The 19,668-nt window shown below is 60.4% G+C and carries 19 protein-coding genes and 1 pseudogene; 14 read left to right on the forward strand and 6 right to left on the reverse strand.

The features are described from left to right. Positions 1-166: 166 nt before the first annotated feature. The gene (locus tag DSC91_RS37180) at positions 167-2,221 is read right to left on the reverse strand and encodes a ParB/RepB/Spo0J family partition protein (protein WP_115783778.1); all 2,055 of its coding nucleotides are present in this window, start codon (positions 2,219-2,221) and stop codon (positions 167-169) included. A gap of 220 nt (positions 2,222-2,441) precedes the next feature. Between DSC91_RS37180 and DSC91_RS37185 the strand changes: the two genes are divergently transcribed. From DSC91_RS37185 to DSC91_RS37215, 9 genes and pseudogenes are all read left to right on the forward strand, one after another. Then, positions 2,442-2,855: an antirestriction protein gene (locus DSC91_RS37185; RefSeq protein ID WP_115783779.1), complete on the forward strand. Its 414-nt coding sequence runs from the start codon at positions 2,442-2,444 to the stop codon at positions 2,853-2,855. Between the two features lie 62 nt (positions 2,856-2,917). Further along, complete coding sequence (locus tag DSC91_RS37190; protein WP_115783780.1) at positions 2,918-3,751, forward strand: DUF932 domain-containing protein; 834 nt, start codon at positions 2,918-2,920, stop codon at positions 3,749-3,751. A gap of 51 nt (positions 3,752-3,802) precedes the next feature. Then, on the forward strand, positions 3,803-4,102 hold the full coding sequence (locus DSC91_RS37195) for a hypothetical protein (protein WP_097397482.1): 300 nt from the start codon (positions 3,803-3,805) through the stop codon (positions 4,100-4,102). A gap of 45 nt (positions 4,103-4,147) precedes the next feature. After that, a complete protein-coding gene (locus DSC91_RS37200) occupies positions 4,148-4,510 on the forward strand; it encodes a single-stranded DNA-binding protein (RefSeq protein ID WP_115783781.1) in 363 nt (120 codons plus the stop codon). 447 nt (positions 4,511-4,957) lie between these two features. Further along, positions 4,958-5,203 (forward strand): hypothetical protein, encoded by a 246-nt coding sequence (locus tag DSC91_RS37785; RefSeq protein ID WP_162831547.1) that lies wholly within the window; start codon positions 4,958-4,960, stop codon positions 5,201-5,203. Positions 5,204-5,402: 199 nt separating this feature from the next. Further along, positions 5,403-5,570, forward strand: a pseudogene (locus DSC91_RS38750) (DUF7673 family protein); the annotation flags it as partial. Between the two features lie 154 nt (positions 5,571-5,724). Beyond that, positions 5,725-5,949 carry a hypothetical protein gene (locus DSC91_RS38755; RefSeq protein ID WP_425272062.1) on the forward strand — a complete coding sequence of 75 codons (225 nt, stop codon included), beginning with the start codon at positions 5,725-5,727 and terminating at the stop codon, positions 5,947-5,949. A 31-nt stretch (positions 5,950-5,980) separates the two neighbouring features. Next, on the forward strand, positions 5,981-6,247 hold the full coding sequence (locus DSC91_RS37210) for an XRE family transcriptional regulator (RefSeq protein ID WP_115783782.1): 267 nt from the start codon (positions 5,981-5,983) through the stop codon (positions 6,245-6,247). Positions 6,248-6,652: 405 nt separating this feature from the next. After that, positions 6,653-7,186, forward strand: coding sequence for a hypothetical protein (locus tag DSC91_RS37215; protein ID WP_115783783.1), 534 nt, complete (start codon positions 6,653-6,655; stop codon positions 7,184-7,186). 215 nt (positions 7,187-7,401) lie between these two features. On the opposite strand, the gene DSC91_RS37220 is transcribed toward DSC91_RS37215, so the two are convergent. From DSC91_RS37220 to DSC91_RS37230, 3 genes are all read right to left on the reverse strand, one after another. Then, positions 7,402-7,878 (reverse strand): RES family NAD+ phosphorylase, encoded by a 477-nt coding sequence (locus tag DSC91_RS37220; protein ID WP_115783784.1) that lies wholly within the window; start codon positions 7,876-7,878, stop codon positions 7,402-7,404. Further along, positions 7,878-8,336, reverse strand: a complete 459-nt coding sequence (parS, locus tag DSC91_RS37225; RefSeq protein ID WP_051495252.1) for a type II RES/Xre toxin-antitoxin system antitoxin — start codon at positions 8,334-8,336, stop codon at positions 7,878-7,880. The genes DSC91_RS37220 and parS overlap by 1 nt, the downstream gene beginning before the upstream one ends. Before the next feature lie 186 nt (positions 8,337-8,522). Then, positions 8,523-10,019, reverse strand: a complete 1,497-nt coding sequence (locus tag DSC91_RS37230) for a replication initiation protein (RefSeq protein WP_115783785.1) — start codon at positions 10,017-10,019, stop codon at positions 8,523-8,525. 1,224 nt (positions 10,020-11,243) lie between these two features. Here DSC91_RS37230 and DSC91_RS37235 point away from each other — a divergent pair. Together DSC91_RS37235 and DSC91_RS37240 are read left to right on the forward strand one after the other, a co-directional pair. Further along, entirely contained in the window at positions 11,244-12,461 is a 1,218-nt protein-coding gene (locus DSC91_RS37235) for an AAA family ATPase (protein ID WP_115783786.1), read from the forward strand. After that, complete coding sequence (locus tag DSC91_RS37240) at positions 12,458-13,432, forward strand: ParB/RepB/Spo0J family partition protein (protein ID WP_115783787.1); 975 nt, start codon at positions 12,458-12,460, stop codon at positions 13,430-13,432. Before DSC91_RS37235 ends, DSC91_RS37240 begins: the two co-directional genes overlap by 4 nt. Positions 13,433-13,865: 433 nt before the next feature. Here the strand turns inward: DSC91_RS37240 and DSC91_RS37245 are convergent, their stop codons facing one another. After that, the gene (locus tag DSC91_RS37245; protein ID WP_115783788.1) at positions 13,866-15,815 is read right to left on the reverse strand and encodes a phage integrase family protein; all 1,950 of its coding nucleotides are present in this window, start codon (positions 15,813-15,815) and stop codon (positions 13,866-13,868) included. Further along, positions 15,805-16,821 carry a hypothetical protein gene (locus DSC91_RS37250; RefSeq protein WP_162831548.1) on the reverse strand — a complete coding sequence of 339 codons (1,017 nt, stop codon included), beginning with the start codon at positions 16,819-16,821 and terminating at the stop codon, positions 15,805-15,807. The genes DSC91_RS37245 and DSC91_RS37250 overlap by 11 nt, the downstream gene beginning before the upstream one ends. A 188-nt stretch (positions 16,822-17,009) precedes the next feature. Here DSC91_RS37250 and DSC91_RS37255 point away from each other — a divergent pair, with 188 nt between their 5' ends. From DSC91_RS37255 to DSC91_RS37265, 3 genes are all read left to right on the forward strand, one after another. Further along, positions 17,010-17,702 (forward strand): hypothetical protein, encoded by a 693-nt coding sequence (locus tag DSC91_RS37255; RefSeq protein ID WP_115783790.1) that lies wholly within the window; start codon positions 17,010-17,012, stop codon positions 17,700-17,702. 188 nt (positions 17,703-17,890) lie between these two features. Then, positions 17,891-18,733, forward strand: a complete 843-nt coding sequence (locus DSC91_RS37260; RefSeq protein WP_115783791.1) for a hypothetical protein — start codon at positions 17,891-17,893, stop codon at positions 18,731-18,733. 170 nt (positions 18,734-18,903) lie between these two features. Further along, positions 18,904-19,668 carry a hypothetical protein gene (locus tag DSC91_RS37265; protein WP_115783792.1) on the forward strand — a complete coding sequence of 255 codons (765 nt, stop codon included), beginning with the start codon at positions 18,904-18,906 and terminating at the stop codon, positions 19,666-19,668.

Raw genomic sequence — 19,668 nt, forward strand, 5'->3', positions numbered from 1 at the left:
CTGCCCCTGCCTAGTCCCCAAAGCCATGCGGTAGGAGCCTCGGAAAGCCGGTCTGCGTACCGGCTTCTTTTTTTCCTGTGCAGAACCCGTAAAGCAAAAAGCCGCCCGGGCGTTCACCCGGACGGCGGCATGTGACAACCCGCACTTACGCGAAGTGCATCACGGCTCAGGCGACTTCGGCTTCCTCCGCGTCCCCGTCGTTGCACTCATCCTGCGTGCTATCGGCATCGCTTTCCCCGTCATCCTCCCATTGGCCGTACGTGACGTGTTCCGGCACCTCACGGTTGCGCAGCACTTCCGGCAACCAGCCCGCGTCCGTCATGCGAAGCTCGGCGGCAGCTGCGGCATCGCCCTTTTTCAGCCCGCGCAGTTCGCCTGCGGCCTGCGGCGAAACCGTCTCGCCGACGACGGTCACGATACGATCTTTCGGGACGTGCTCGAAATACCCTGCACGCGTTGGCTTCCAGTAGCGCGTGAGGTCCAGTTCCAGCGTGTTCGCCACTTCGTTGACCGGGTGCGCCCGGTCAACGGGACTGATGCTGTCTACCGTCGCGGCCACGCAGAATGCAAACAGGTTTGACATCACGTCCACATCCTGTTGCAGCAGCCACGCGAGCAGTTCATCGGTGCGCTTCGGCAGCATCCGGCTCCACTTCGCCCGCTCGCCTTCAAACGCCTTCCATGCAGCGCTGTCGGCCATGTCGTCGGCGTTCGACACCAGCGCATCGCGCGATGTATGCACGTCGATCCGCACCGCATGGTCGATGTATGACTGTCGGTACACGTCATCGAACACAGCCGGAATCATCCGGTACATCAGCACGGCCAGCGCAACGGTCGGCTGCTGCGCAAGCTCGATCTGTACCGCAGCCGTGCGGTGCGCGGTAAGCCGTTTGCACAGCTTTTCGCCGTGCAGGGGCCGGGCCTTCGCGGGCAGGTCGCGATTTCGCTGCGCATGCGCGAAGTGAGCGATACTGCCCGCGTCTGCGTCGTTGATTTCCCGGCACCGCAGGCCGCGCGTGATCTGCACCTTCCCGTCCTCGTCAATGGCGACGAACGCACCGGCCTGCTTCATGTCGTCGGCGGCGAATGTTTCGAAGCGCTCGGCATAGGCGTCAACAGCAGCCGAAGCATCGTTGAGCGCGTTGTCCAGCTTTTCCCAAAGCGCCTCGTCTTCCTCGCCGTCCTGATCGGCGTAATACGCATCAAGCGCGGCCTTCGCCTCGTCGCGCGTGGCAACAAGCTTCGCAAGCTCGGCCTTTTCCGCTTTGGTCGGCTTGCGCGTGGTCGATGCGATCCGGTCGTACTGGAACAGTTCGGCCTGGTCACAGCGGGTCCGCGTTTCCACGAAACACCAGCCCTCAGTGGCCACGGCTTGGGATAGCTCGATCAGGCGGTCAGTTGCCAGGCGATGCAGCAGGTCAGCGTCCGCGATGTATCCGGCGTTCTGGTCGTCGGAAAACAGATCGCGACGCACGTAGCCGCCTGCCGCCTCGTAAGCGTCTAGCCCGACAAACTTCGCGAGCGGATTCTCGCTGGCGTCGAGCTCCGCTTTCGTCAGCGCTGCGCGCAGTTCGGATGGTCGGCGTTGCCAGGCATTTGGGGCATCGTTCCACACGCGTTCCTGCGTCGCGTGATCGTCGGCCAGTGCAAGCACCTTCGCCTGCTCATAATCCAGCTTGTCGTCGCGCAGCAGGTCAAGCAGCGCCGGAGCGAGGTTCGAAATTTTCAGTGCACGGCGCACCACCATTTCGGAGACTTTGAACAGCGCCGCGACGTGGGCCACACTTTTGCCATCCTCCGTGAGCAGGCGGAACGCTACGCTTTCATCTGCGATCGACATGGCTTCCCGTTCCCGGTTCTCGATCAGCGACGCAGCCACCGCCTCGCCATCACTTACGATCAGCACCGGCACCAGGTAATCCTTAGTAATGTGCCCCTGCGAAAACAGCAGGTCCAGCGCAGCGAGCCGCCGTTGTCCGGCGCACACGCCGAGCTTCGGCACCTTCGCGCGGCCTTTCATCTCATGCACGACGAGATTCTGTATCAGTCCTTTCCCGGCAATTGTTCCGGCCAGCGCCTCGATGCCGGTGGGTGCCTTTTTGCGGATATTCAGCGGTGAGCGGCACAGCCGTCCGTACGGGACGTATTCGATCTGCGCTTCGTTGCCGAAGTTAGCTTCGAGAACGGATTCAGTTACACGGATTTCAACGACTTCCATTATGGATGCCTCCGGAAATGGGCCGCAGCGGAATGCCGGGCCACACTGATATGATAGGTCGAATTGCCCTTATAGCACGTAATTATTCGATTTATATTTTAAATTGATTTATCTTTATGATTGAAACATGGGATCGTTAAAATCTTGATGTAACGGTCAATACGACCTAATATAAAAGCGTGGCCCGGCATTCCGCTGCGGCCCATTTCCGGAGATAACCGTGATTGACAATGAAACCAGAATCTCGTCAGCAGTCGTTGTCGATGAGTTGCGTCTGAATTTCCTTCCTCACTACCTGGGCGCGCAATACCTTCGGGGCGAGGCATTGGTGTACGACTGGGCTGCCCGCCTTTCGAGTGCCTACAAGGGCGGTTCGTGGGACTTCTTCCAGTTGTCGAACAGCGGCTTCTATATGGCTCCAGCGAATTGCGGACGGGTGCATGTGCGGTGGCACATGAACGGCTACAGCGACACGATGGGCGCTGACGCGTTCGGCATCGTCGTCACGCTGTTTGCCCTGTGCCATCTCGCGGAAAAGTGCGGCGATGACAGGATCGTTGACCACTACCACGCGCTGCGGGCCTACGCGGCGCAGCACGTAGAGGCCGCCAACATTCTGCGCGCCATCGACTGACGCATTGACCACTCACGGCCCTAGCCTGTGGGCTGGGGCTGATCCTGATATTGGGGAACAGCATGGATACCACTTACCTGACAAGCCGCTTCGGACGCAACGCAGTTGGCACACGATCGGATCGCCCGCTGACGAATGACGAGATTGCAGAGGTTGCCCCGTCGATCTTCGCGCTGTCCGCGCACGAAAGTCGCTCGGAACGGTACACCTACATTCCAACCAGCGATGTACTGGACGGCCTGCGCAAGGAAGGTTTTCAACCCTTCATGGCCTGTCAGACCCGCGTACGCGCCGACGACAAGCGCGCACACACAAAACATCTGGTCCGCCTGCGCCACGCCGACCAGGTCACGGGCCGCGAAGCCAACGAAATCATCCTTCTGAACAGCCATGATGGCAGCAGCAGCTACCAGATGCTCGCCGGGATGTTCCGGTTTGTGTGCCAGAACGGTATGGTCTGCGGGGACACCATTGGTGATATCCGCGTGCCTCATAAGGGCGACGTAGTCGGCCAGGTAATCGAGGGGGCGTTCAAGGTGCTCGACAGCTTTGAGGCAGCGACCCATCAGCGAGAGGGGATGGCCGGTCTGGCATTGACCGACGGCGAACAGACCGCTTTCGCACGGGCCGCGCTTGCGCTGCGGTACGACGACGAGAAGCCCGCGCCCATCACTGAGCAGCAACTATTAACACCGCATCGCATGGAGGATCGCGCACCGGACCTATGGACGACATTCAATCGCGTGCAGGAAAACATGATCAACGGCGGCCTGCGCGGTCGTAACGCGAATGGGCGGGCAACCACAACCCGCGCCGTCACCGGCATTGACCAGAACATCAGGCTCAACCGCGCCCTTTGGGTGCTCGCCGACGAACTGTGCCGCCTGCGCGGATGACAGGTGCGCCCGGCCTTCGCGCCGGGCATGACCTCAACTATGGAAACCGACATGGATACCGCTCACATCCGCCCAACGTGGCTGACCGCCCTCCTTCCGCTGCTGGCCGTCTATCAATACGGCGATCGTTCCCTGGTGCGCGCGGAACTGTTCCGCATGGCCTTGTCCGCCGATGCCGCCGCGCGCTCCGCCGAAGCACTCGACCGGATTGCCAACATGCTGGACCGCGACGGGCACCCAATCGACATGCACCGGGAAGAGTTGCGCGCGATAGCCCGCAACGCTCTCTCCGAGTTTCATCGTGTGCCGCCCCGTGCCCCGCAGCCTGCCCTACCCGAGTCAGGATTTTAACGAAAGTTGCCCTCTGTTTCATTCAAACTGTCAGGAGTACAAATCATGAACAAGCTTTTCTTTACTGGCCGTGTTGCCGCCGCCCCTGTGCTTGCGAATCACGGTGATTCGAAGGTGACGAAATTCACCCTGATTTTCAACGAGTACGCCGGTCGCGACGAAGGCAGCGGTGAAGCGAAAGAGCGTCAGGTGAGAATCCAGTTCACCGCCTTTGGTTCGCGCGGTGGGGCCATCGCCAGAAACGTTCTGAAGGGCGATCAACTGATCGTTGAGGCGAAGCTGTCGAACAACGATTTCACGGACGGTGAAGGCATCGAGCGTTACGGATACAACTTCACGGTCGATAACTTCGACTTCGGCGCGCCCGGTGAACTCAAACGGGCGCAACTGGCGCGGCGTCAGGAATGATGCATGGTGGCCCCGGTTCATGCCGGGGCTGTTGATCAGTACAGGAGATGACGCTGAAACCGTGGGCTGCGGTGGTTCCTTCCGGCCCATGCCTGGCCGAAATAGCCTCAGCGGCATGGGCGTCCCAGGCGTCCGGAAAGGGCACCCCCTTCCTGCCAAACCTTGAGTCCGGATAACCGCAGGCGTCACGCGCGCGCCGGCGCGCCCGGATCGAGGCGCACGGGGACCCGCGCCAGTAGGCGTGGGGAGAGCGCCGGCGCGGCGCAGTAGCGCCGGGACGATCCGGTACAGCGCAAGCGAACCGCAGCCGGGGTCGTCAAGCAGCCGCAGGCTGCGTGTTTCCTCCGCGGCGAAGCCGTGGGGGCTGGATCCAGGATCGGCTTGCGGACCTTCGAGGCCAGCGCTGTCGTACGATCCCGTACACGGACTCAATCAACAGGACCAGAGATGGAAGAGAGAACGATTTACGCTGGTGCAGACGGACTGGCACGTCTCGAGGTGCACATGGTTGTGGCCTGGCGCGAACGGACGCGAGGAACTGGCGTTGGGTACCGTCGCGAATGTTTCGGCGGCATGGTTGTCGGGCTTGCGCTGGCCGATGCCGTCGATGCAACAGTGCCGTTCGGCATCGCCGCTTTTATCACCGAACGCGGGTACGAGGCCGAATCCTCCTACTCCGGACAATCAAGGTAACACCATGAACATTGCGCCCCGGCCGAAAACGCACCGGATTACCAGCGACGTGCCCGAGCACCTCCTCGAGGCATTCCAGCACACCATCGCCGAGTTTTTTGCGAACGCGCACGGCGGCCAGACGCCGGCGCAGCGCGCAGCGGAGATCCGCGCTGGCGATCGTGACCGCGGCCTCGATTCGCTCCTGCAGCTCGTTGACATGGCCGAAGGCGACACCGAACAGGCGGAGACCGTCGCCGAATTTCTCGCGGGCCTGTACAACGGCACCGACTACCGTCTCGACCTCACGGCGCTGCGGGCGCCGGACGACGATCTGTTCGAGCACTGTCTCGCCGTGCTGCGACTCGACCACCGCCCGACTGGTGAAGTGCACGGCTATTTTCCTGGCGGTGAGCGGCGCCGGCAGCAGATAATCACGCGCTGGAATCTGGACAAACGTCCGGCCAGAGCCGGCGCCGCTTCATGGCGAACGCTATCAGGCCAGCTATGTGACGTATCAGGAAGCACCAGGTTATCGCGATATGACGCTGGTAGCGGTGATCGACGGGAACCCTGCACGCCAGCAGCCGATCGAACTAGACTTTTCAACTGGCGCCTCGGAGCGTATAGCCGCGATCTTATCTACCTGCATCGCGGGGCCTGGCGGCCGCGTGAGTGGCACGAAGGGCCACTCGACATGTAGGAAGGCGAACTGCGGCCGCAGTGGCTTTAGATTCCGGGCGCACGCCTTATGCGCCAGTAGTTGAGACGAACGTAAGAGTACCAGGGGGAAAGCATATGGCAGTTGACACAAACACGACAATCCGACGCGAATGCTTGCAGCCCGCGATCTACTGGGCCAAACCGACCGGGGCAGAAATCCAGGAGGTAGTGCGGCTGGCCGGTTTTACGGGACGTAGTGCAGCGGAATTTCTGGACCTCGCTGACAAGAGCGGGCGGCAGATACGTCGTTGGATCAGCGGCGAAAATGAAATCCCCTATTCCGCATGGGCGCTACTCTGCCATGCCGCCGGATTTGGCCATATCTGGGAAACAGAAGAGTAGCCTCGATACGCTGATGATTCGCAATCCTGCGGTTCCTGTATCACGCCGGGGGCGCGACTAATCGGGGTGCCCCTTCAAGATTCGGACGTTTACGTACGCGAGGCTGGGGCCATCCCAGTATTTCCGAGTCTTCAGATGCCCTCTTCCCTGACGGCCTCCCCGAGTGTGTCAGGTAACAAAACGAAAAAAGAGCGATGCCATGTCGGGTTGCAACCGGCTTTGCGCCGTGAGCGATCCTCTCCGGGGAACGACACCCGGGCTGGGACCCGACACCTGCAACCATCTGCCCGGATGAATACATGCCGTGCAAGGCAGCTTGTGCACATTTGTTACGCGTAACGAAATAGCATATTTATCGTTATGTATAACGTAAAATAGATTTGGTCAACCGCACCAGGATGGATCATGCCTTCACCGGCAAACGACAAGGTAACCGGCATCACGGAAAAGCGTGGCCGTGGCCGGCCACGGAAACCGGATGCGATGTCGAACGCTGAGCGTCAGGCAGCGTGGCGAGCCCGACATGGCGCGCACACAAAATCCGTTACTGTAACGAAAAATACCCCTCCGCCTGCCGACGCCCATGACGCCCTGGTGCGGGAGTGCGAGCAGCTGCGTGGTGAACTGGTACAGGCGCGGCGCGAGCTTAAGACTGTGTCACGGGCGAAGCCGTCTGCCCAAGCTCCTTCTGACGTGGCGACAGTCCTCGGACGGCTTCCGCGTCAGGAAGACGCCGATTCTGGCGAGCGGCGTCTGCACCTGACGATGACTGGCACCCAGTTTTTCGCGCTGGAGCGGTTGGGCGCGCACTTCGGCCTGTCCCGGCGCGCGGTGATCGAGCGCATGATCGACTGGGCCGACGACACGTTTTCGAGGTCGCTTTACGACGACGAAGCCGCATTTAACCGTTACATCGACCGTGACCGTAACGAAAAATAATCCCCCTACTGACTGGATCGGCACGAGCCAGTTCAAGAACCTGCAGGACCGGTTCCGCCAGTGGTGGTCCGTGACAGGCGACGTCCCTAAACGCATGATGTAATCGGTTTTGACAACGCACAGGCACCTTGAATGGCGGCACCCCGCGAAGCATGGCCGGCGGGTTGGTTGATCACACGCCATCGTCCGCTTGCCACTGCCACACGAAATGCTCGTCACGATCCCTTCGCAGCAGCGCGCCGCAATAACCGAGGGTCGGTCAACCACTCATCACGCGCTCCAACCAGGACGAGCGCGAAGTCCGGATGATTGGGATTGAGCAAATAATTGGATTCTGCAGGAACGACCGCACTGGGAACAGCCAGCACGGCGCTGGTTCGCTTCCGCTCCCACGCCGATCCAAGTTGCTGCAGTTCGGCCCGCGCTGAAATGTCCCGCCAGTCGCGAGGCAAACTGGCGGGATCGATACGTTCGACGATTTTCTCCGGGATAGTGGCCGGGATCATCACATAGCGGGCGCGCAGCGGTGAATCCTGGACCAACATCTCGAGCAGCGCGAGCGATTGCGTCTGCGCCGTATACACCATCGCGACGCCTTTGGGATTCCACCGGCCACCGTACAATCGCGCTCCTTCCCCAGAAAAAGCGGTATCCGCATATCGTTCAGTCACCACCCGCCATGCCGTGAACATCACGCAAACACGCCATGCTCGATGCGTCCCAGCGTATCCATCACGCTATCGGTGCCAATGTCGGTATCGACAAGACTCAGTGGCGTGGCGTCTTCCAGGGCAGCAACCGGCATCTTAAGCCAGGCGAGTGCCAGGTCGAGATCGTCAAACACCTCGGCAGCGCGCGCTGCGACACGCGCGAGTCGCAGCAGCTTGGCTGACTCCTCACGGCTCAACACCCCTTCCCGCTTGCGACGCGCCAAGGTCCGCTCCGGGATATCGAGCGCCTGCGCCAGTTCTGCTTGCGAAAGTCCGATGGATTTGAGCATCGCGTCCAGCGCCCGCGACGAAATGCCGTGGCGGACGACCTCCACCCATTCAAGGCCGGATCGGGGAGAACGCGGAAATACCGACCGGCCTCCCAGTAATGAATCGGCTGATACCTTCTCGATGACGTTCACGGTTTCACCTCCTGCCATTTGGCATCTATTTTATACCAAAATGGCAGAGACGGTAGCTGCTGCTGGGGCGTCGCCGGTCCGGGCGGGACTGCCGGCTACTTTCAGCGAGAGATTGCGCCAAAACCCCTTGGGGGGTGTGCCATGAACGTGTTTGTAATTTGAACGCGATGTTGTACCCGAGACGGAGGAAGTGCACCTTTGCCTCTACTTGCGTTGCACTCGCGCGGCCTTTCTAAGTTCGCCGGCAACAAAGGAACCAAACGTATTGGCGATATCCGGAAAGGTCAGGATGTTCGCCTCTGTTACCTGGGCAGGTTTAAGCATCTGGCGTTCAATCGCCCGGAGCCCCATAGTGCTCGATGCGACAAACTTGCGGACAAGGTCCTCCCGTTTCTTCTTGTCTGCCGTGTCAAAGTATTCGCGCGCGAGGCGAATCTCTTCGTGTCGACGGTGTTCGGCTGCGGCGTTAGCTGCCGCCAAGTTGGCAGCTACCGCTTTTTGAATGTTGGAATTGGAGTCCTGTTGAACCGTCGCCGCGTCAACCAGTTGCGCCTGAATTAACTCAACCTGCTTATCGGCTTCGGACACTCGGTAGTTGTCCGAAAGGGCTTTCATCATGTACCCCGCAGCCGTTTTAATCTTGTCGCCCTGTCGGATTCTCCACCGGGTGTATTCGATGGCCTGTTGAATGCGCTCATCGGTCCACACTGCCCGGTTCTGCGCGATTGTCTCAAACTGCTTTTCGGACAGCGCGAATTCGTTCTGCAGCGTCATGAAAAGCGCTACCGAATTGAGCATATCCGCCTTGGAGGCCACAGCTGCCTCCTTGCGCTTGAGCCTGAAGCGAATCTGGTCTTTCTTTCGCGAACCCGGAGTCCCTGCCCGGGTTTCATACGACAGCTCGATGTCAGACAGCTCGTTGATTTGGCTCACGGCTGGCTCTAGGTAATCACGCTTGAAGTATTTGAATTCAGCGTTGTTTGCCCATGACTTTCCGGGCAGGTTTCTAACGAGGTCCAGCGGCAGCCACTCCGTTACCGCGTTCGGAACAAATGGCAGGACATGGTCGTAGATTGCGCGCGCATAGATAAGCGTAAATCTCGAGGTGATTAACAGGCTAGTCCAGTAAGAATTCTGGGGGTCCTTGATGAGGCGTTGCAGCTCAACCGGCACCCTGAATCGAATCCGACCATTTCTGACACTGACGCGGCCTATCAGCTCAAGCCAGTCGCCATCCTCATTTTCGACCACCAAGTCGTGGTCATCCGCCTCATCATCGACTGCCCTGCCCTTTTCCTCACCGCTTTCAACGGACTCTTCCACCATCCGTCCAGCCGAATCGACCGACAAGACTGGCGCGCTTGTCACTTCGAGCATGGAAGATTTGACGCTACGAATGACGCTGGAAAAATGCTTCTTGTTTTTACTGTCATAGCGCATCAGCCATTTGAAAAAGCTGAGGGTGACATCGTAGGCTTCCTGGACTTCAGGTTCCTGCGCGACGATAAAGTAGGCGGCGTCAACGAAACGCCTAGCGGATAGACCGAGGCCAATAATGCGGGCAAAGACCCGGTTCTTTTGATAGCCGATATCCTTGTCAGAGACGGCCTCATTGATAGACCCGCGTGTCGGCGCCATTTCGACGAAAAGGTCAAGCGCATATTGAAGCGGGGTCACTCGCCGTTCGACGCTGCTGGCCATGCCTGTTCCCTGAAAATGCAGCTATTCTTAAGCCAAAATTTCAGCAGACTCTAAGCATATAAAGGTGAGATGTCAATGGATGCGTCTCACCTTTCGCGCCGTCGACGACCGCGGGTACAACATCTCTCACCTTCGGTACAACAAGTCTCACCGTCAATTCAGACACGTGCGCCCAAACCTCTGCGCGGCCGGGATTCCGCCCGCTTATCCACAGACCTGCCGCCAAATCTCTCACCTCGGGACCGGCTATGGCACCTTCTCTCACCTTCGGGTCCACGGAGTCTCACTTTTTACCCTTCTGATTTCTCACCTGCGAGGTACATTATCTCTCACCTTTGACACATCAACTCTCACCCCACAGGTGTTAACCTGTTGATTTTAAAGGATCCCAATCTTCCCTGTTAGTTTGTAGGTTCGTTTTTTTTATAAAACAACCTACAAACGGGTGACCAGTTCATTGCCCTATTGAAAGAGCATGACGCGGATGGTCGCGGACAGGCGCTTTGGCAAGATACGACCGGTGATTGCTAATTGGCCTCGCCGAATTCGCGGCACAAAAGCAGCCGTCGTCAAGCGCCAGTGAGGTCGGAACAGTCAGCACATCGGCTGCTCGGATATAGCTGAAGTTGCTCTTCGAAAGGTGAGAGATTTTGTACGCGTGGTTTGGCTTTGAGATTGCACAAGGAGCGCACGGTACGAAATCTCCCACCTATTCGTTAGGCCGCCGATGGCCAATGGAAATGCGCTTCCGTGGCGAGCATCCGTGCATCCGTAGGATGAGAAACTTTGTGCTCAATATGCTGGTGCATGGGCAACTAGGCAAACTAGGTACACAATCTCTCACCTTTAGCTCTGGTTCGTGGTTAGTGAAAGGCGAATGTGAGATGGACACGGTGTGGAGACGCCATTCTGCGTGCCGCAGGCCCGCTTTTCTGCCTCGACATGTCTGATTTTTCCTAACTGCGGCAGCAGCCCGATTACTTCGTTTCTTAGTACCTTGACGGGAATACGCTCACCTCGGCTCGTGTAGCTCGTCAAAGGTGAGAGATTTTGTACCTGCAATGGCGGAGACTCATCTTCTGTCCGCGCTGGGACTGGGTGAGTGAATATATAGAAAACAGTGGCTTACGGGCGACTCTTCAGAATTCAGACGATGAAACAAGCATGTTTCTGCGTTTTTCCTGTATTCTCCGTTTAGCTTCAATTTTCAGGGAAAACTCAGAAATGGCCAATGTCAGTCAACCGATGCCGATAGACCGAACCGTAACGCTTGAGGAAATCTCCGATTTCGCGGACGTCGTCACCGATTATGCAACTGAATTGCGAGACCAGATTATAGCGCCGCGCCCGCGCAAGGAAGCGCCGGTGTTCACTACGGGAGAAGTCGCCGAGCTATGTGGGTTGACGCGTCAGCAAGTGCAATATCTTGCAACGAAGGGGGACGGTGTGTTGCCGGAGGGGCAGTCGACAGGCACTGGCCGAAGCCGTAGTCGTCTATTTACATTGGTTGAAGCTCGAAACTGGGTACAGAAGGTATCGGACATTTACCAGACGCCGCTGGTAGTCGGTCCGAGTGACTTTGAGGGCAAAGTGATCGTTACCTCACAGCTCAAGGGCGGTTCGGCCAAAACGACGTCAGCTATGTGTCTCGCCCAAGGGCTGAGCTTGCGCGGGAGAAAGGTTGTCGTAGTTGATCTCGACCCCCAAGCTTCCCTTTCGGAGCTGTGTGGCTTGTATGCCGAGAAGGAAGTCTTTGCTGACGACACGGTACTCCCTTATATCTATGACCAGAAGGTAGAGGGCGGCCTACTGGCGAAGGTGCAGAAGACTTATTGGGACGGGCTAGACATCATCCCTGCTCATACTGAGCTAGTCGGTGCGGAGTATCACCTCCCAGCAATGCAGATGAAGATTCCTGGCTTCAAATTCTGGCAGGTGCTGCGCGACGGGCTCGCGCCTTTGCGCACGCATTACGATTACATCATTCTGGACACGTCGCCGTCTCTTTCGTACCTGAATCTGAACGCCCTGTTAGCCGCGGACGCGATGGTGATGCCCATGGTCCCGGAAAATCTCGACTTTTTCAGCTCACTTTCGTTCTGGCGGCTTTTCTCCGACGTCGCAAAGTCCTTTATCAAATACGAATCCAACAAAAAGTATGACTTCGTGTCCGTCCTGCTGACGCGTGTGAATTACAGCACCACTTCCGCGGCTCCTGTCGTCCGCACTTGGGCGCAGGGCGCTTACCGGCACTGGCTGTCCCAGTTCGAGGTTCCAGCTAGCTCCGTGATGAGTTCGGGCGCGCTTGCGTTCACTACCGTATTTGACATCAGCAGCTCGCACAGCCAGGCCAAGTCCTTGGCGCGGGTAAGACAGCCGCTCGTCGACTACTGCCGATGGGTCGATGACATGTTCGTCCAACAATGGAGGCCGGCACAATGAGCAACGGCAATATTCGTGACCAGATGCTGGCTAAGACCGCCGGTCTTCGCTCGACGGCGGAAAGAACCCCCGACGTTGGCCGGCGCGCGAGTCGCACAGAGACCGCGCCGGGTATGGCCGGGGCATTGGCGGCTGCGCAATTGAGGGTGCAGGAACTCGAGTCGACGGGCACGTCGTCGCAATTGCCTGTTTCCGCCATCGTCCCAAATCCCTGGCAGCCGCGGCGAGTTTTCAATGAAACCAAACTGTCTGAGCTCGCGGAATCGATTCGCGAAGTGGGGCTCATGCAACCCATCGTTGTTCGGCGCGTCGAGTCGGCGTACCAGATTGTCGCCGGGGAACGCCGTTGGCGGTCACATAAGATGCTTGGGCTTGAGAATATCAAGACAGTAGTGATCGAATGCTCCGACCAAGACATGATTGTCTTGGCGCTTGTCGAGAATTTGGGACGGGACGACCTGTCTGACTATGAGGTTGCCATCTCCATCCGGCGGTCTGAGACTGAGTTTCCGAGTCGCAAGCGTTTGGCGGAATCACTGGGCCTGTCGCGCACAGGCCTGTACCAGTTTCTCGCGTTTCAAAATTTGCCTGACTTCATCAAGAATGACCTCGATTTGCAGCCTGGTCTTCTCGGTTGCAACGCAGCTGAGGAGGTAGTTTCTGCTCTGAAGAAGCACGGGGCGGACGCTGAATTGGCAGCGCGAGAATTGTGGCCCGACGTGGTGAAAGGCGAGTTGGCCCAAGGCAAATTCGCTCCAGCAATCGCCGCCATGGTCACACGTCGCGCGACCGGGACAGCGGCTCGGGAGCGTCTCATTGAGAAGTTTTTCGCTGGCAAGGACCAAGCTGGAAGCATAACCAAGGACGTCAACAATTTCACGGTCAAAATCAAAACCGCGTCGTTGACCGAGGCGCAAGAGACTCGAATCCGGCAACTAATAAGTGATCTGTACAAGGGTGAGCCGCGCTGACCGTCCGACGCAGCCGCCATCGAAGAGCCCGCCTCGAGCGGGCTTTTTTGTGCCTGTAGAACGTCGGGTTGGTGTCAGTAATACTGACACAGCCCCCAAACCGAACAACCCGCGGTTTCACTTCTGCGGGACTCGCCCGAGTGTCGACCTGCACGCACCTCCGGTGAACAACTGCCGTGTCAGTATTACTGACACACTCAAACTGCTGTCAGTGAGCAAACAAAACAGTCAGGCTAGATCCCTGCTGTTTAGAATCGCGGGGGTGTGTTGATGTCTGGCCGTCCGTCGCGGCTCTGCCCCCATCGCGAAGCGGTCCGCGCGATCGGCCGCCGACGGGCCGCTTTTTTCGCTTCAATGCCGCTAACTCCTGTTAGCGGCATTGACTATGCGGACGGCACAGATGGTAAGGCTTGATCAGCCGGTTTCGGCCGGATCAGACTGGCGATGCGGCGGCAGCATCCTCCAGCGCTGCCTCAAAAAACCGCTCCACCGCGCGGTACTGCCGGGCCGCGTCGCCCTTGGTGTAAAGGGTCGTCGTGCCGAGACTGGCGTGGCCCAGGCCCGTCTGCACGTCCCGCAGGTCGCTGCCGGCGTCGAGCGCGTGATTCGCATGCGTGTGGCGCAGCCAGTGCGTGCTGGCCCGTTTCAGGTCCGCCGCGGCACCGGGGTAGCTGGGCGCGAGCGCGTCCGCGGCCCGCCTGAAGATGGCTTTGTACAGCCGGGCCAGCGCGTCGGGCGTCAGGGGCTTGCCGGTTTTCAGGTGGGCGATCAGCGGCGTGTCAGCGGGCGCGGTCTCGAGCGTGCAGGGCGTCGGCCGCAGCGGCAGCGACGCCGCGAGCGTCTCCATCAGCCGGTGTGGCATCGGCACCTGCCGCTCGCGCCTGCCCTTGCCCATGACCCGCAGGGTCCAGGCGTCCTCGAGGGCCGCATCTAGTGCCTTGCGCGACAGCGCGCCGGTGGTGGCGGTGGCCAGTTCGGTGCGGCGCAGCCCGGTCGCATACGCCAGCAGCAGCGCAAAACAGTCCCTTTGGTCGGCGAGCGAGCCGCCGGGCAGGTTCAGTGGCCGGCTGACGGTCTGGAGCACAAAACGCCACTGGGCGTGCGTGAGCGTGCGCCCGGTCACGTCGACCAGCGGCTTCGCACTGTCCACCTTCTGCAGCCCGTGAAACGGGTTGACCAGCAGGTAGTGCTCCTCCACCAGCCAGCTGCACAGGGCCGACAGGATCTTTCGGGCGGTCTCCCGGCTCGCGGGCGGCAGTTTCTTGGCGAACGGCCGCCAGGCCGTGTCGAACCGCTCGGCCTTGCCGTTGCCGATCCAGCGGTCAGCGGGTTGCGGGTCGGCCAGGAAGCCATTGATGTAGTCGCGGCAGTCCAGCGTATTGAGCGAAGACAGCGGTTTGCGCCGCACGATGATCGCCCACAGCAGCAGCCGCTCGGCTTCGCGCCGGTAGGCGCGGGCGGTGTGCGCGCTGCGTTCGCCGCGGATCGCGATCCACGCGTTGACGGCGTCCAGGTCGGTGGCGAGTTCCGCCTGGTGGGCGGGCACGGGCGCCCGGTTCAGGCCGTGCGACCCATCCAGTTCGGGCGGCACGCGCAGCGACTCCAGGGGCGCCACGTCGGCGCTGACGACCGGCCGGGTGAGCACCGGATGGCCCACGGCGAGCTGCCGGCGTGGCGTGGTCGCCAGCGGCGAGAGGATGCAGTCTAACGAGCGCGCGTGCAGATCCAGCCAGTCGGTGATGCGCTGCGCGCCTTTCGGACCGAGCCTGGGCACGGCGGTGTACCAGCGCTGCCGGCGGCGCTGGATCAGCGCGAGCAGGTCGGCGAGGGTGGTTAGCCCCGCGGCGGCGAGGCGCGCCGCGACCTCCGGCTCGAACCAGCCGTCGAGCGGGTGCTCTGGCGCAGGGTCCTGAACCAGCGCGCGTTCCATGCGCTCGAGCGCCGCGGCCTGGCGGGCGCGCAGCCGCGCATTGCGGGCGATTTTCCGGTCAAGGGCGGCCGAGGGCGGCGGCGGAAAATCACCCCGGTACAGTTGCAGGAGCTCGGCCTCGGAATAGAAGCCGTCGGGGTCCACCTGCGCGCGGTAGGCTTCGAGCGTAGGGACGTCATCCCGAGCGTGCAGTTCAGCCAACGGAATGCTGCCCGGTTTCAGCCGCAGCAGGTGCGCCGCCTCGAGGTCGCATGCGCGCCGCGCCGCGACGGCCAGCGTGTCGCGCAGCGTTGCGATCAGTCGGCGCGTGACACGCACGTCGGTGCCGGGCTCGCCGTACGCGGCGTGGAGTCCCCCGACCGCTGCGCCTTCCAGCCAGCCGCGATAGAGCGCGAAGTGCTGCCGGGTCAGGCGACGGGCCGCGCCAGCGTGTGCCGGCCGGCTACCGGTCATCGGGAGTCCTCGGTCGCAGGCGGCCCCCTTCGTTGATCCAGACGCTTCCGTGCTCCACGTTGTCCAGCTCCCCAGCGGCGACATGCTCCACGATGAACTGCCGCCAGAGTTCAAAGCACTGGCCGACCAGTTCGACCGCCGGCAGGTGCGACGCCGCTCCACCACGTTCGAGCGCGATCCGGATCTCGACTTTTGCCCGCGATACGTGCCCAGGCGCTGAGCGGCCGAGCGGGATAGTGATCGCTGGCCCCCCCGGTCGGGCGACCACGTTCGCGCGGGTGCCGCCCCTTGCCGGGTCGAGCCACGCGTGCTTGGCCGTATTCGCTAAGTCGGCACAGATCTGCAGTGGCTCGTGTTCGTCGATGTACGCATTGGCCTGCTCGTTCACCGGTTCGGGGAACCAGTCCTTCAACTGATGAAGATGGATGAAGGTCGAAGTCGCGACGTCCTCCCACATGTCGTGCCAGTCGATCGCATCATCGGCGAGGCGCGTACCGAAAGACGGCGCCAGTACGTTGCGAACGGAACGTTGCACGCGGTGCCAGTGCAGTCCGTACGTGCGCCGCGTCGGCGGTGTCCGGCCGAGGTGACCGTTGGGGTGGACTTCGCTTGACGCCTCAGGTGTCACCGCCGACGGGCGGCGAATCAGCGCCTTCAGCCGCTCGTGATCAGCCTTCACCTGGTCGGTGTGATTCGGGGAGGACGGGTCGGACAGTCCGCCGACGAGACGGTGCCACAGGGCCAAAGCTCCGTGGGCCATGCTGGTCTGTTGCTGACGCTGCGCCTTGGGCAACTGCAGCTTCCCCGCCCGGTCCATGAGCGCTTGGATTGTCTGCTCGGTGTGCGTCGTCAGCTCCGTGTAACTGTAGGTCTCGTTGGTCGTCATCGTGCGAGTGGCGTCTTCCCGGTTGAGTTGCCTGTCCGCCGAATGGCTGGAAGTGTTGCCGGGCGGGCCTTCCGGCGAAGTATGGCGGAGTGGGGCAAATCTGCCAAGGAAAATCATCACTCGTGATAACTCCAGTTATCAGATGTAGCGATTTTGCTGCAGCGGGGAAACGGCGGGTTTTTCTTGCGCCGCCGGGACACGCAGACCTTGAAAAGCAACAGGGCAGGGCCCACGTCGCCTTTCGCATGCGAAAAGGCGCGCGCGGGCTTCCGCGCGGGTGAGAACGACCACACAACGGGAATACAAATATGGATGAGATGAACTGGTTGACCGTCGCGACCTCGGTCCTCGGCAGCAGCGCCCTGGTCAGCGCACTGGCCTTTCTTCTGCGCTCCTGGATCAGTGAGCGGCTGAAGGGGGCGATCCAGTCGGAATACGCCGGGAAGCTCGAAACCCTGAAGGCCCAACTGAAGGGGGACGCCGATATGCGGCTCGAAGTCCACAAGGCCAGTCTGAAGGCGGCAGGCGACGTCGAGCTGGAAAGGCTGCGCTCGCAACTGGCCGCGACGGCGGCCGAACGCAACACGCTGCTCAATGCGCTCACCACGCGCCGGTTCGAAGCGATCGCCGCCATACACGCCCCGCTGCTCAAATTCCACATCGCGCTCGGACGACTGACCGCCGCGTTCCGGCCGGTCGGCGTCGACGAACAAGCATTGCTTAAGGAAGTCGCCGACGCATCGGAAGCCTTCGACAAGGTGCTCAGCGAGAAGCAGATCTTCCTGTCCCAGCGGACTGAAGCCAAGATCGTCGAGATCCGCCAGATGCTCGTCAGCAACGCCAACCTGTTCCAGTGGACGGTCGCGCTGAACCAGCACGACCCTGAGCGTCCCCTGAAGTGGATGGAAATCGAACAGACTGTTCGGGGCCCCGTCACGAAAGCGATCGGCGATCTCGCGGCGGAACTGCGGGCACTGATGGGCGACAAGCCAGTGGCGTAAGTACGACCGCTTCGCGCCGTCGTTCGCGCCACGCTGTCCCTGCGGGCGAAGGGTCCGGTAGATGGCTTCCTCGCGCTGAACCGGTATCCGATCTGCTAGCATCGGGACGGCCGCTCGCCGCATGCGGCAGCGGTCCGCAGGCACACAGTACGCGTGCCGCAGGGATCATGCACAGGAGGGGAGGAAGGATGCTCCAGTTCGACAGCGCACTGCGCTACACGTCGCCGGGTGAATTCCCGTCCGACCTATTGGACGACGTGTTTTCGGTGATCATCGCCCGTCTGGCCTCCCAGGCCAATCCGCAGACGGTCTACGAACTGTTCAAGCGACGCTTTGCACAAGCGTCGGGCCGGACCGCGACGCGCAGTTCGAACGAGAGCTGGGCCGAGAGTGACCTGCGGTCCTATATGGGGTATGCGGCCGACAACGCGGCTCTCTTCGTCGAAGCGCTGCACGATGCGATGAGCGACCTCGCGCGGCTGCACCCGGAGATTGGCCAGCCGCCGTGGGTCTATGTCAACAGCGTGCTGGCACCGAGCGGGTATGCGATCGACCCGCCGCGACTGATCGTCGGCACCATCGTCTCGGCTGTGTCCGTGCCGCAGAACGTCCCATCGCTCGACACCCAGGCCAACGAATTGATCCAGCGCTCGCTCGCGCAGTCCGAAGAGCTGCTCAACAGCGGGCGCTCCCGTCAGGCGGTTCAGGAAATACTCTGGCTTCTGGAAACCATTTCGACAGCCTTCGAAGGAAGCAGCCACGGCGACGGCACGGTGCAGGGCAAATACTTCAACCGGATCATTGGCGACCTGAAGAAGTTCAACCGTGGACGCATGCTGGGGCAGGTTGCTTCGTGGATGGAAACGCTGCACGGCTACCTCTCGGCGCCTGGCGGCGGTGGCGTGCGGCACGGTACGGTGCTCAACGATGCATACGAACTGAGCGACGTCGAAGCGCGCCTCATATGCGACCTCACGCGTAGCTACATTTCGTACCTGCTGAATGAACACCACCGCCTTGGACTCCGCTGATCCCGGATGTATGCACATGGTCATGCAAAGTCAACAGGAACAGATCTAGACGCGATGGGAAATGCGGCGCGACGCGCGCAGGCATCGTTTCGGTGAACCGGGGCCGGTTTGCGCCAGGCGAACGCGCCTAGACGGCGTGCAAGGAATAATCATGTTGATCGGGGGCGAAGGTGGATGAGAATCTCGAGGAACACGACGAAGGTTCACGATACGACGATCCGGACGCGATCGGCAGCACGGCGCTCTATCAATCGTTATCGAACCTTGTTTTTTTCTCCGACGATATGTACCTGAGTTCTCAGGCGCAAAACCTGAACCTCGTCGACCAGTTTCTTATGCCGTTGGAATACAAGGTATTGCGAGAACTGTTCGAGACAGACTCCACACCCGCTGACACGCATTTCCTGCTCGCGCAGTCGCAGATGTGGATCTTCGCTGCGTATGAACTGCTGCGAAACTGGAGGCAGCGTGCCAGTGAAATCATCAAGTGGCATGCGAACCACGGGCTTGAACAGAAACTGGCGTCGCTGAAAGAGCGGCACAAGGCGGACTTGCACTTTGGGCTAAGAATCAGAATTGAGCAGATCGAGCGGGTGCTGAACGACGAAGCGATCGTGGCCGAACTGGACAGGCAACGCCGACATATCTACATTCCGTTCGCACGTCTGGAGTGGGTTCGCGTGTCGCTTGCAAAACACGAAGTCAGCGGCAATCCAAAGCAGGCGGCGCTTATGCCCGGTTACGGGCGCATCAATAGCTGGTGCGGCTCACTGGACTTTGAACTGGAGAATGGTAAGTACAGTATGGGCTATATCAACCGCCGCGACATTGCTGACAGTATCCGCGATCTCGACTTCACGGCCGAACCTCCAGACGACGAGACGATCGAAAGCTTTGACGCGTTTATGTCTGGTAAGGGATTTGAGCCGGATTGA

Origin of the sequence: Paraburkholderia caffeinilytica, assembly GCF_003368325.1 — a bacterium.
Classification (GTDB): domain Bacteria; phylum Pseudomonadota; class Gammaproteobacteria; order Burkholderiales; family Burkholderiaceae; genus Paraburkholderia; species Paraburkholderia caffeinilytica.

Coding starts and splice junctions, on each gene's coding strand:
- DSC91_RS37180 (WP_115783778.1), bottom strand. CDS start 2,221: ATGGAAGTCGTTGAAATCCGTGTAACTGAATCCGTTCTCGAAGCTAAC.
- DSC91_RS37785 (WP_162831547.1), top strand. CDS start 4,958: ATGGAAGAGAGAACGATTTACGCTGGTGCAGACGGACTGGCACGTCTC.
- DSC91_RS37190 (WP_115783780.1), top strand. CDS start 2,918: ATGGATACCACTTACCTGACAAGCCGCTTCGGACGCAACGCAGTTGGC.
- DSC91_RS37195 (WP_097397482.1), top strand. CDS start 3,803: ATGGATACCGCTCACATCCGCCCAACGTGGCTGACCGCCCTCCTTCCG.
- DSC91_RS38755 (WP_425272062.1), top strand. CDS start 5,725: ATGACGCTGGTAGCGGTGATCGACGGGAACCCTGCACGCCAGCAGCCG.
- parS (WP_051495252.1), bottom strand. CDS start 8,336: ATGGCAGGAGGTGAAACCGTGAACGTCATCGAGAAGGTATCAGCCGAT.
- DSC91_RS37230 (WP_115783785.1), bottom strand. CDS start 10,019: ATGGCCAGCAGCGTCGAACGGCGAGTGACCCCGCTTCAATATGCGCTT.
- DSC91_RS37210 (WP_115783782.1), top strand. CDS start 5,981: ATGGCAGTTGACACAAACACGACAATCCGACGCGAATGCTTGCAGCCC.
- DSC91_RS37200 (WP_115783781.1), top strand. CDS start 4,148: ATGAACAAGCTTTTCTTTACTGGCCGTGTTGCCGCCGCCCCTGTGCTT.
- DSC91_RS37220 (WP_115783784.1), bottom strand. CDS start 7,878: ATGTTCACGGCATGGCGGGTGGTGACTGAACGATATGCGGATACCGCT.
- DSC91_RS37235 (WP_115783786.1), top strand. CDS start 11,244: ATGGCCAATGTCAGTCAACCGATGCCGATAGACCGAACCGTAACGCTT.
- DSC91_RS37255 (WP_115783790.1), top strand. CDS start 17,010: ATGGATGAGATGAACTGGTTGACCGTCGCGACCTCGGTCCTCGGCAGC.
- DSC91_RS37240 (WP_115783787.1), top strand. CDS start 12,458: ATGAGCAACGGCAATATTCGTGACCAGATGCTGGCTAAGACCGCCGGT.
- DSC91_RS37260 (WP_115783791.1), top strand. CDS start 17,891: ATGCTCCAGTTCGACAGCGCACTGCGCTACACGTCGCCGGGTGAATTC.
- DSC91_RS37245 (WP_115783788.1), bottom strand. CDS start 15,815: ATGACCGGTAGCCGGCCGGCACACGCTGGCGCGGCCCGTCGCCTGACC.
- DSC91_RS37215 (WP_115783783.1), top strand. CDS start 6,653: ATGCCTTCACCGGCAAACGACAAGGTAACCGGCATCACGGAAAAGCGT.